The sequence below is a fragment of the Exiguobacterium sp. Helios genome (assembly GCF_014524545.1).
In the GTDB taxonomy this organism is placed as follows: Bacteria; Bacillota; Bacilli; order Exiguobacteriales; family Exiguobacteriaceae; genus Exiguobacterium_A.
This window is the reverse complement of record NZ_CP053557.1, coordinates 2,743,005-2,755,463: the sequence shown is the minus strand read 5'-3', so window position 1 is coordinate 2,755,463 and position 12,459 is coordinate 2,743,005. Positions and strand designations below refer to the sequence as shown.

The window sequence follows — 12,459 nt, the reverse complement described above, 5'->3', positions numbered from 1 at the left end:
CTTATGAACTTTGAAACGGTCATCGGTATTGAAGTCCATGCCGAATTAAATACAAATACAAAGATGTTTTGCGGCTGTGCCCGGGAATACGGAGCGGAAACGAACACGAAGACGTGCCCGATCTGTCTCGGACATCCCGGTGTCCTGCCGAAAATCAATGAAAAAGCAGTCGAACTCGCCGTTCGTGCAGCCATGGCCTTGAACTGTCACGTTGCCGATCAAACGAAATTCGACCGGAAAAACTATTTTTATCCGGATACGCCAAAAGCCTATCAAATTTCGCAGTTTGATCAGCCGATCGGTTTTGACGGCTACATCGATGCGGAAGTCGACGGCGAAACAAAACGTTTCCGGATTGAACGCGTCCACCTCGAAGAAGATGCCGGGAAGATGAACCACACCGGCGCCAACCATTCGGTCGTCGACTTCAACCGGACCGGCGCACCGTTGATTGAGATCGTCAGTGAAGCCGACATGCGCTCACCAAAAGAAGCGGTCGCTTACCTCGAGCGTCTGAAAGAAGTCCTGCAGTATGCAGGCGTCTCGGACGTTAAGATGGAAGAAGGGTCGTTACGTTGCGACTGTAACATCTCCGTCCGTCCCTACGGACAAGAGAAGTTCGGTACAAAAACCGAACTGAAGAACTTGAACTCGTTCGGAAATGTCTTAAAAGGTCTTGAGTTCGAAGAAGACCGTCACCGCAAGCTGTTGTTATCCGGCGGCGTCATGCGTCAGGAGACACTCCGCTTTGACGAAACGAAAAAACAAACGGTCCTGATGCGGGTCAAAGAAGGCGCATCCGATTACCGCTACTTCCCGGAACCGGATCTCGTTAAGCTGGTCCTCGATCATGACTGGAAAGAAGCAATCCGCGCCGGCATTCCGGAATTACCGGATGCCCGTCGTGTCCGCTACCAGGAAGCGCTTGGTCTGTCGGCCTATGACGCGAAACAATTGACGGTCACACGTGAGATGGCCGAGTACTTCGAAGCAACGATTGCAGCCGGTGCTGAACCGAAAGCCGCTGCCAACTGGACGGTCGGGGAAGTCCAAGGTCACTTGAACAAATCGACGGAAACGTTTGATACGATCAAGCTGACACCAGCCCGTCTCGCCGAAATGATCGAACTGATTGCCGGCGGAACGATTTCATCGAAAATCGCGAAACAAGTCTTCACGGCTGTCATCGAACAAGGCGTCGAGCCGCGTGCTTACGTCGAAGAACAAGGACTCGCACAAATTTCGGACGAAGGACTCCTTCGCGGACTTATCGTCGAGATGTTTGAAGCAAATCCGGCAGTTGTCGAAGAACTTGTCAACGGCCGTGACCGGAAAAAAGGTTTCGTCATCGGTCAAATCATGAAAAAAACAAAAGGAATGGCGAATCCGGCATTGCTCGATCAACTGTTCTACGAAGAACTCGAAAAATTAAAATAAGCTTTGTTGAAGCACCGGTCTCCTTCCTTAAATCAGGGGGAGGAAGCGGTGCTTCTTTTTTTGCCTTTGTAATGTGTCAGAACTTCATGTAAAATAAAACAGTTATGTATCAAATGGATCGGTTGAGTAAAAAAGGAGAAAATCTTATGAGACCTAGAGCGCGAGTGATTTATAACCCGACTTCCGGGAAAGAGATGGTAAAGCGTAATCTGCCGTATATCTTAGACCGGCTGGAAGCAGCGGGTTATGAGACTTCCGTCTATTCGACGAAAGCGGTCGGTGACGCGACATATGAAGCAGCACGGGCCTGCGAAGCCGAATTTGACCTTGTCGTTGCTGCAGGTGGAGATGGTACGTTAAACGAAGTAATCAGTGGAATGGCCTCGTATCCGGTTCGTCCAAAACTGGGTGTCTTACCGGTCGGAACGACCAATGATTTCGGTCGGGCAATGCGGATTCCCTTGACGATCGAGGGTGCGATGGATGTCATCTGTACAGGGTACACGATGCCCGTCGACATCGGGAAGATCGAAGGGGCGACAGGTACCCACTATTTCATCAACATCGCAGGTGGTGGCATCATGACGGAACTCTCGTACGAAGTTCCATCAAAACTCAAAACGGCCCTTGGACAATTGGCGTATTACGTCAAAGGGATGGAAAAACTCCCGCAAATCCGTCCGACCTATGTCGAGCTTGAACATGAACGCGGGATATTTAAAGGTGAAGTCATGTTGTTTTTGACTTCGAATACCAATTCCGTAGGCGGTTTTGAAAAACTTTCACCGAATGCATCCCTCAATGATGGACGCTTTGATTTATTCATTTTGAAAAAATGTAATCTCGTTGAGTTAATCCGTGTCATGCGGTTGGCGTTAAAGGGAGACCACTTCTCTGATCCATGTATTGAACATGTGACGACGTCGTTTGTCCGGATGCGAAATACATCCGAGATGAGCTTGAACATCGATGGCGAGTTTGGCGGGATTTGTGAAGGGGAGATGACGAATCTTCAATCACATTTCGACGTCATGACGCCGAAGTTCCGGATCGACGAGATGGAAACGATCAATTTACAGCTACAGGCACAAGAACAGGAAACGAATCTCGCGTAAGACGCGGGATTTTCTAGGAGGAAAATAACATGATCCCAGTACAAAAAAACGATGAGCACGTCGTCGATATCGTCGACTTGACGCACGACGGTTCAGGGGTTGCCCGGATTGACGGCTACACCGTCTTCATTCCCGGTGCCTTGCCGACGGAACAAGTCAAAATCAGAATTACGAAAACGACGAAATCGTACGGTTTCGGACGGATCATCCGTCAAAAAACGAAGAGTGTCGATCGTGTTGAGCCGCCTTGCCCGGTCTATAACCAGTGCGGCGGTTGCCAACTGCAGCATCTCTCGTATGACGCGGAACTGAAATTCAAACATAACCGTGTCCGTGATGCGTTCGCGCGTCTTGCCGGTCTTGAGATTCCGGTCCACGAAACGATGGGTATGGAAGATCCATGGGGTTACCGCAACAAGGCACAAGTGCCGGTCGCGTTCCAATCCAACAAGTTAATGGCCGGTTTTTATCAAAAACGCAGTCACCGGATCATCGACATGGATTACTGTCTGATCCAAAATAAAGAGAATGATGATGCAATTCAAGCCGTCCGGAAAGTACTGGCTGACCTGAAGGTTCCGGCTTACGACGAAAAGAAAAACAGCGGTGTCATCCGTCACATCATGGCACGCCACGGTTACCACACAAACGAATTGATGATCGTCCTCGTGACGAAGGTCAAACAATTGCGCGGTGCTGATAAAATCGTCGAAGGCATCTTAAAAGCTGTCCCGAACGTCACATCGATCCAGCAAAATATCAATCCGGATGAGACGAACGTCATCTTAGGAAAACGTAACATCGTCTTACACGGACCATCTGTCATCCGCGATCAAATTGCCGGATTGACGTATGAAATTTCACCGCATTCGTTCTTCCAGGTCAACCCGTTACAAACGGAAAAACTGTACGGAAAAGCGCTTGAATACGCTCAGTTAACTGGCGATGAAATCGTTGTCGATGCGTATTGCGGTATCGGTTCGATTTCATTGTCGCTTGCGCAACAGGCGAAACACGTCTACGGCATCGAGATGGTACCACAAGCGATTGACGATGCACGCCGGAATGCAAAAGCAAACGGCATCGATAACGTATCGTTCGAATACGGAACTGCAGAAACGGTCATGCCGGCACTCGTGAAAGGCGGCATCAAGCCTGACGTCATCGTCGTTGACCCGCCGCGTAAAGGCTGTGACGAAGAATTCCTCCGTGCTGCTGCTGAAGTCGCGCCAAAGCGGATTGTCTACGTCTCTTGTAACGCTTCAACACAAGCACGGGACGCCAAGCTTTTGGCTGAACTCGGCTACAAGCTGATGGAAGTGACACCTGTTGATATGTTCCCGCATACGACACACGTCGAGAGCGTTGCTTTGTTCGTACGTGAAGAAAACTAAAAATCTCTATACTAACAAAAAAACGAGAATCACTTACCGCAAGAACGGTGAAGTGATTCTCGTTTTTTTTATGCGTAATGTTTACTGGCTATTAGAAGCGAATAGCGCATCCACCGCGCGTTGACTGGCTTTCCCGTCGTCCAAACTGCAAAAGCGTTCCTGGAATGCCGTGTATTTATCTGCGTATTTTCTGGAGTGTGCCTCGATGTCTGCGATATAGTCGATTACCTGGTCACTTTCTTTTAACAAGGGACCGGGAACGACTGCTTCAAAATCAAAATAGAATCCTCGGAGAACAGAAGCATATTTCTCTAAATCATACGTAAAGAACAACATCGGACGGTTCAGGTGGGCATAGTCAAAGAAAACGGACGAATAATCGGTAATCAGCAGATCGCTGATCAGATACAGTTCTGCGATGTCGCCGTAAGAGGAAACGTCGTAGGCGAAGTCCGCCTGTGCGCTGAGATCGAGATGTTCCGCAATCAAGTAGTGCATTCGTAACAGAACGATATAGTCATCACCTAACCGGGCTTGCATCTGTTCCAGATCCAGCTTGAGATTGAAACGGTATTGTCCCTTCGTCACGAACTCGTCGTCACGCCAAGTCGGTGCATATAAGATGACTTTTTTGTCAGGCGGTAATTGTAATGACTGTTTGATCTGTTCGGCTTGTTGCTGACGATTCGGGGCATACAACAGATCATTTCGCGGATAACCGGTTTCGAGAAGTTGTCCCCGGAAATCAAACGCCCGTTTAAAAATCTCACTGGAATAGACATTGGGTGAAAGCAGGTAATTCCATTCCTGTGCCTGTGACGAAAAGTTTTTTTTATATTGTTCGGTATTCGTACCCGGCATATGAACTTCGTCCATATCGAGTCCCAACCGTTTTAAGGGTGTCCCGTGCCAGGTCTGTAAATACAGCGTCTCCCGCCGTTTCTTTAAGCTGAGCGGCTGACGCGTGTTGAAAATCCAGTACTTGGCCCGGGCCATCTGATAATAGTATTTCGGGCTATTCCGCAATACCCAGTTCGGACAAGCTGCCTTGACTGTAGCGGTCGGTTCTTTGGCAAAAATCCAGACGAGTTGCAGTTCCGGATGCTGTTTTTGAAGCGTCAGGTAGAGCGCCTTCGGATTGTCCGAATAACCGCGTCCTAAAAAACTTTCAAACAGGACAAGATTCTGTTGAACCGGAAGCTTTTGAAACAGTCGATAGAGAAGTAATCCTTTATGGATTTTCTTGCGACGGATTTTCGTAAATAGCTGTGTCATGTCATGCTCCTTTAAAAATGATGTTGTCTGTAATGAGTCGGCGTCTCGCCCGTCGTCTGTTTGAACGCTTGACTGAAATGACTTTGACTCGAAAAATGTAACTTGTTCGAGATGGTCAGTAAGGAATCATCCGTCGAACGCAATAACCTTTTCGCTTCACGGATCCGTTCACGAATGACATAGCGTGCGAGTGGAAGACCCGTTTCTTCCTTGAACAGGACGGATAAATAATTCGCCGAGACATGAATGGCCTGGCTGATTGACGAGACCGATAGAGGATCATACAGATGCTGCTGGATATAACGGATCGCGGCAAGTACGTGCGGCGAATGGCGTAACTCCTGGATCTGTTTGACGGCTTCTGCAAAACTGACCGTAATCCGGACATGACGGTTTCGCAGTTCGGAAATACTGGTTGCCGCCTCAATCGATTCAATCATCCGGTCACTGAGCATAAAGGCTTCATCCGGTTCCAACCCGCCATTGATGGCAGCCCGGGCGCTCAATAAAACGGTACCGAGCAGAAGATTTTTTTCTGCCCGTAATGGTTGATGACGTGCCAATGATCCGAACTCACCGTAAGCGGGGAGAGAGTAGGTCGTCGCTAAGCGTTCGCTTTGTCCGGAAGAAATCCATTCAATGATCTGTTGTTCCCGCTCCCATGCTTTGATGTAGGCGGTTGTGGCCGTATGGGGAGAAACGTCGGCAATCAACGGGATTTCCTGCTCCTCGCTTTCCGATACAGTCCGGATGTCCCGTTTGGCGAGTTGCTGGCCGGTCAATAAGCGGTGGACCAGATGAGCACAGTCAATCAGCCGGTTTTCCGTCGTTCGGGTCAAGGATTTATAAAATTGATGGAACGCTTCATCCTGGATATGCGCACGGAACAAGGCGGACTGCAGTAAGACAGGACCGATCCGGTACTGCCCTTGTTCATGGACAGGAATGAACAGATAGGCCGTCCCGTCTTTTAATGTATACAGGAGCGGTGTCTGATCCGGTGCAGGCCACTCCTGTTCGATCGATAAACGGCTTGGATGGGAGGGGGCAACAGGACTGATGTCCAGTTCTTCACCGGTCAGGGACTGGTACGAAACAAAAAAACCAGTCGTCCCGTAAAGACTTTCCGCGATCTGAATTAAATCTTCTGTTGATAAGGGTGACACTGGAAATCCTCCTTTCTTCTAAACGTGTTGTTTTCAGTTTACGTCGTGTCCAGGCGATTGTATAGCAAGAATCGCCTGGACACGGGGGACGCCGAAAAATCAAAAGACATCAACGGCCTGCGTGCTCAGGCTGTTGATGTCTGTTTGGTCTTAAGTGAAATCGATTAACGATGCGCGTCGTCGAAGGAGTCTGAGTCGACCGGATCAATTGATTCGATATCAGTTGATACGTCCTCGGTTTCAGGCAGCGCATCGAGTGAGGCCGTCGCTACTTGATCGTAAGATGTGTCATTAACAACCGGTTCAGATACTTCGGCAGGCGGCAAAAGGTCGTCCCCGCCAATCGGTTCATCCACTTGGAAATCGACGGTCAGGGCATGAAGTTCCGTTGCGATTTGCGCGAGATGGGCCGCTGCTGTCGTAACCGCTTCGATTGTCGCATTCGTTTCCTGGATGCTTGCGGCACTCGTCTCGATCCCGGCAGCATTTTCTTCCGTCAAGGCAAGAATCGTTCCCATCGCGTCAGAGACTTCTTCGGTGGCCGTCGTCAGCGCACTGATGTCACCCGTTAAGGATTCTGTCCGTTTCGAGACATGCTGGACGGATCCGGCGATCTGTTCGAAATCGACACCGGTCGTCTTGACCGATTCGAGCGATTGCTTTAAGTCATCCATGACGCCGTTCATCGCGCCCATCGCCGTCTGTGTTTCATGTTGGATGTTATCGAGCAGCTGTTTGATTTGTTTCGCGGACTGATCACTTTCCTCGGCAAGTTTCCGTACTTCGCTTGCGACGACGGCGAACCCGCGTCCCTGTTCTCCGACCCGCGCCGCTTCGATGGCCGCGTTTAAGGCCAACAGGTTGGTTTGACTCGAGATGGCCTGTAACGTTCCGAGGATTTTACCGATCTCTTCCGAACGATTGCTGAGGAAATCGGATGTATTCTGGATTTCCTGCTCCAGCGAGTCGGAATGCTGTAATAAATCGGTGATGGTTTGTTTCGTTAAGCTGCTGCCGCGTGCCGCTGCAGTTGCAACGGAAGCGACTTCATTCAGTGTTTGGGTAGCCGATGCCTGCATTGCGACAGACCGTTCCTTGACGCCATATACCGCCTGGGAAGATCGTTCCGCTTGCTTGGTTTGGGTCTCACCGGCGGAAGCGATTTCTTCCATCGTCTGTCCGATTTGAACCGATGCATTTTGAACGTGGGTCGCATTTGATGACAAATCTTGCGAAGCATCCCGGACGGTTCCGGCTGACTGAGTCATCGCGGTAATCGTTTGACGAAGCTTTTGGCGCATCGCGTCAAAGTTTTCGCCAAGATCAGACAGTTCATCGCGGATCCATCGTTTCGGACGGGTCGTTGATCGCAAATCGCCGCTCGCAATCGCTAACGCTTCATTACGCAGTCCGGCTAACGGGCGATTGATGGACCGGCCGATGAGCCAGGCGATCAATGTCGCTAAGGCAATCGCAATGACGAAATTGATTAACGATTGTTTCAGCATCGCATCCTTCGGCGCATACAACGAGGCGTAGTCGAGAACGACGGCTAATTTAAAGCCGGTCTTCGAGGACAACTGCCAGATGACGACCGATTTTTTTCCGCCGACATCCATGATCGTCGAACCGGATTCCTGGTTGATCATTTGTTTCGGTGCTTCAAAGTATGCTTTTCCACCTTCACGTAATTGATCGACTTTTTTGAAGAAATAATTTTTATTCGGGTGCGTGACGACTTTACCGTCTTTCGTATAACTGAAGACGAATCCTTGTTGACCGATTTCAATCCGTTTCATGTCTTCCGATAACCGGTCGACACTCTTGTAGACGGATAAGACTCCTTTGATGTTCGCCTGATCATCGAGCGCTGCTTTTGAAAAACCGATGACGGAAAGCTTGGTCGCCTGATCATAGTAGGGTTCGCTCATTGCGACCGTACTTGAATTTTCTAATGCCTGTTTGTACCAAACGTCCTGACGGGGATCATAACCCGACGTTGCTTCCTGTTTCGGCCAGTTTAAATAACCGCCTTTGACATCGGCATACTGAACAAAGGAATTTTCGATTTTAGATGAACCATATTTCTCAAGGACACTGTAGATATCTTTTGCTTTTTGAGAAGGCAGTTCCGCACCAATCTCCGGAGTATTGCGTATGTAATTCGGTAGTTGTCCGTTCGTCCGGTTGAACGGAAGACCGGCTAACAGGGTGGTATCTTTTTTAGTATCATCGATGATGCGGGAAAAGGATTGTTCGAGTTGTTTTAAGGCCGTTTGAGAAGTCGAATCGACCAGTCGCTCGACGGTCTGACTCGTCTGATCGTAGGAAAACCAGGTCGAGACCCCTAACGTGAGGGCAGGTAATAGAATCAACCCGATGAAAAGACGGCGTGTTATCGGAAGACGCATATGTAATTCTCCTATCTTTTGAAATAGTCTATAAAATCTGTCTATTCTGATTATCGGAAGGGTAGTACTAAATATGAAGGAATTGTGGGGAGATTTTCATGATTTGGGAACTGAACGTAACCGGAGTTCATGATAAAATAGAAGGGGTGTCACAGAGTGGCTAGGGAGGAACAGAAATGAATATTGCTTTTTTCTTATTACCAAAAGACGAAGTCAAATACTTAGATCCGGAATCAACGGTCAGACAAGCACTCGAAAAGATGAAACATCATCGATTCACGTCGGTCCCACTCGTTGATGACAAGGGAAAATATGCAGGAACCCTGACGGAAGGGGATGTCTTGTGGGCACTTGAAAAAAATCTTGAACATGCGGATTATGATCATGTCCTGCAAACCCGTTTAACGGATATTAAGCAACGTGTCCGGTACAAACCGGTTTCCATCACAGCGCAGATGGAAGAGATGATTGAAGTCATCACCGATCAAAATTTCGTACCGGTCATCGATGATGGAAAACACTTCATCGGGATCATTCGTCGACGCGATATCATTGACTACTTTGCTAAAAAAGTAGCGCGGGAAAACGTTCAATACTGAAATCCAGTAAAAAAAGCACTGATTTTCACGAAAAGTGGAGAGAAGTGCTTTTTATTGACCCGTTTTCACTTCAAGAACCGGTTGTGTTGGACGATATAGAAACATAATGACAAGTTAGGGAGGACGATGTGTTGCGACGTTTATCACCAGTCTCCATCGTAGAAGCATTCCGAAAACGCTCCTACTACAAAACGTTCTCATGGATGATTTCAGTTATTGGTCTGTTAGCGTTACTAATCGCGATGCAACAACTGGCTAAAAATCTTGAAGACGGGTATCAGTTCAAACGATCAAGTGATAGGATGGATATTTTTGAACAACTCAATCAGGTCGAACGGGATTTGACGAATGAGTATTACCTCACCTTAAGTGAAACAACGAGAGATGCCGTTCCGGCACGGACCGATACGTGGCAACAAACGAAAACTGAACTGACAGCATTGAGTCAACAGATTAAAAAAATACAGATGGAAGGACCTGCTCAAAAGGATCTCCTAGCTGAAATTAACCGTCTGCAGACCGGAGGATATCAGTCGGATCATCAATTCTTTCGGGTAGCGACTGCGTATAAAAGTGAAGTCTTGTTTAACCAACTGTACTTAAGCGGAGAGACCGGCGCCTATTATTCGTTCTTCTCAAATCTTTTTTTAATGCAGGAAGAGTTCGGAAGGGCGGGACAGTTCTTAGTCAGTGTCACTAAAGAGGACCAATTGAATTCGATTGATTTGTTGCGCCTTCGGCAGATACGCCAGGAGCTGAATTCGCGGAACAATGCATTAATCCAGTCCCTCTATGCGACGATGCGACCGGAATATGAAGATCGTCGCCGTGATATTTCCGTCATGAGCAACCAGATGTACGCTTACTTACGAATGATTGATGCGACAATCAATCAACCGGAACTCCGGCAATATGGAACGATTGATGACGTGGCAGGGCGGTATCAGGCAAGTATGTACCGTTCGTTCGATCAAGGGATTGCTAATGTTCAGACTGAAATGACTGAACACGGGACAACACTTATCCAAAATGCCTGGTTAATGTTCGTCGCGACGTGTTGTGTCATTCTATTGCTGCTTTTGTTGACGTTATCCTTATTACGGGCATTCCGAAAAGACTTACATATTCTGCAGGCAGAAGCAGACTTTTTTGCGGAAGGTCCGAAGCAGTCGCATCATCAGGTGCCGGAATCAAATGACTTCCATCCGGTCGTCGAAGCCTTCCGGACGATGACGACAATCATTTCCGGATTGTTGGATTATAACGATAAAAAAACAAGGGAAATCAAACAGAAGAAGGCGGAAATCGAGTCCTTATTTTCTCAAAATACGAATCCAATCGTCGCGCTGTCGTCTGATTTTCAATTGCTTAGCAGTAACGACCGTTTCAAGCATCTGGCCCAATCCTCTGAATTGATGACGATTGAAGAACTGATTCACCCGGCGGATTTAAATCGGTTTCGCCGGGCACTCAATCGGGCAATCGAGGGATACAGTCAGACAATCCGTTGCCAAATGATTTTCAAACAAGACATCCGGAACATGTTCGTCAATATCATTCATGTCCCGTCGAAAAATGACAATGGGACAGCACTTTATTTAACCTGTCATGACGAGACGGATCAATTCAAACGGGAAGAACGAATCACACAATTGGCATTGTATGATGTGCTGACCTCCTTGTTGAACCGGAACGGGTTTGAACAAAAAATGGCAGAAGCCATCGCTGCACCGCAACCGGGAGAATTGGTCACGATCGGTGTACGTCAGTTCAGACGGATCAACGATATTTACGGACACAGTGCCGGTGACCAAATCTTAAAGGAAATGGCGAATCGTTTACGGCATCATTTCATCGGGACAGGTTCGGCAGCCCGGATCGGCGGCGATGAGTTTGCCGTCCTGATTTTCCAACAGGACATTGTCGATTACCGCGATCTGAAAACGATTTTGGAACGTCCTTACCGAATCGATGGTGAAAAAATTGATGTCAACATCAGTATGAGTATGGTCCGTTATCCGGATGACGCAGTCGCGGTGACCTCGTTGTTGTCTTCAGTCGATATCGCGATGCAACATGCGAAACGGGAACAAACGGGTGGACCCATCTGGTTTGAGTCCTGGATGAGTGAAGAATACCGCGAATCGGTCGTCTTAGAAGCAGAGTTACGGGAAGCGATTGCCCGAAACGAACTGCAACTGTTTTATCAGCCTCAAATCAATCTGAAGACAAAAACGGTCGATGGATGCGAAGCCCTGCTCCGCTGGTTCCATCCAGAGCGTGGCATGATCAGTCCGGCCGTCTTTATTCCGATTGCCGAACGATCGATGTTGATCGAAGAAATCGGGATGTGGGTCGTCCAGGAATCCGTCAATCAGGTCAGACGATGGGAAGGGACACCGCTTGCGTCGCTTCGTGTGTCTGCCAATCTATCCGTCAAAGAGTTGGTCTCGGGACGAATCGTCGAGTTGTTAACGGATGTCAGGGACCGTTATCCCGGGATTGAACAACGGATGGAACTTGAAATTACAGAATCATTTGGTGTCTTTTCCGATACACGCGTATTCGATGCGTTGCAGACGTTGCATCAGCTCGGTTACCGACTGGCGATCGACGACTTTGGGACCGGCTATTCCTCGCTGTCGTATTTAAGCCGTCTTCCGATTCAGCGTCTGAAGATTGACCGGTCGTTTATCAGCGGGACCGATGCCTGTTCAAACGCACCGTTGATCGAGACGATCATCCGACTCGCCCACACGTTAAAATATGATGTCGTGGCGGAAGGAATCGAACAAGCCGAACAGGGAGAGAATTTACGAAAACTGGACTGTGAATATGGTCAAGGTTTCTATTACTCCCGTCCGGTTCCAGCCGATGAATTTGAAATCTGGTATGACCGGTATCAAGAGGATATTAAACTGTCGGGATGATGACCGGCTCGATGATACAAAATGACCGCTTCCCGTCTGATGGTGGGAAGCGGTCATTTTTCGTTTGAACGGAACTTTCTTTCGATTCTTCTCGTGAAACAACCAATCAAAAAACGAACCGAAGATTACCCT

Annotated in this window: 8 protein-coding genes; 5 read left to right on the top strand and 3 right to left on the bottom strand. The window is 48.3% G+C overall.

Annotation, left to right across the window (positions count from 1 at the left end; genetic code table 11):
• The first annotated feature begins 3 nt into the window (after positions 1–3).
• The 3 genes from gatB to rlmD all read left to right on the top strand — a co-directional run bounded on the left by gatB (position 4) and on the right by rlmD (position 3,946).
• Positions 4–1,437 carry an Asp-tRNA(Asn)/Glu-tRNA(Gln) amidotransferase subunit GatB gene (gene gatB / locus HNY42_RS14295; protein WP_131502270.1) on the top strand — a complete coding sequence of 478 codons (1,434 nt, stop codon included), beginning with the start codon at positions 4–6 and terminating at the stop codon, positions 1,435–1,437.
• A 146-nt stretch (positions 1,438–1,583) separates the two neighbouring features.
• Entirely contained in the window at positions 1,584–2,552 is a 969-nt protein-coding gene (locus HNY42_RS14290) for a diacylglycerol kinase (RefSeq protein WP_131502269.1), read from the top strand.
• 29 nt (positions 2,553–2,581) lie between these two features.
• Positions 2,582–3,946, top strand: coding sequence for a 23S rRNA (uracil(1939)-C(5))-methyltransferase RlmD (rlmD, locus tag HNY42_RS14285; RefSeq protein WP_026827490.1), 1,365 nt, complete (start codon positions 2,582–2,584; stop codon positions 3,944–3,946).
• A gap of 81 nt (positions 3,947–4,027) precedes the next feature.
• Here rlmD and HNY42_RS14280 read toward each other — a convergent pair whose 3' ends face one another.
• From HNY42_RS14280 to HNY42_RS14270, 3 genes are all read right to left on the bottom strand, one after another.
• Entirely contained in the window at positions 4,028–5,221 is a 1,194-nt protein-coding gene (locus tag HNY42_RS14280) for a CDP-glycerol glycerophosphotransferase family protein (protein WP_131502267.1), read from the bottom strand.
• 11 nt (positions 5,222–5,232) lie between these two features.
• The gene (locus HNY42_RS14275) at positions 5,233–6,387 is read right to left on the bottom strand and encodes a helix-turn-helix domain-containing protein (protein WP_131502266.1); all 1,155 of its coding nucleotides are present in this window, start codon (positions 6,385–6,387) and stop codon (positions 5,233–5,235) included.
• A 164-nt stretch (positions 6,388–6,551) separates the two neighbouring features.
• Complete coding sequence (locus HNY42_RS14270) at positions 6,552–8,798, bottom strand: methyl-accepting chemotaxis protein (protein WP_188004705.1); 2,247 nt, start codon at positions 8,796–8,798, stop codon at positions 6,552–6,554.
• 176 nt (positions 8,799–8,974) lie between these two features.
• On the opposite strand from HNY42_RS14270, the gene HNY42_RS14265 reads away from it, so the two are divergent.
• Positions 8,975–9,397 carry a CBS domain-containing protein gene (locus HNY42_RS14265; RefSeq protein ID WP_012371366.1) on the top strand — a complete coding sequence of 141 codons (423 nt, stop codon included), beginning with the start codon at positions 8,975–8,977 and terminating at the stop codon, positions 9,395–9,397.
• A 128-nt stretch (positions 9,398–9,525) separates the two neighbouring features.
• Positions 9,526–12,327 (top strand): putative bifunctional diguanylate cyclase/phosphodiesterase, encoded by a 2,802-nt coding sequence (locus tag HNY42_RS14260; protein ID WP_188004704.1) that lies wholly within the window; start codon positions 9,526–9,528, stop codon positions 12,325–12,327.
• Positions 12,328–12,459: the final 132 nt, after the last annotated feature.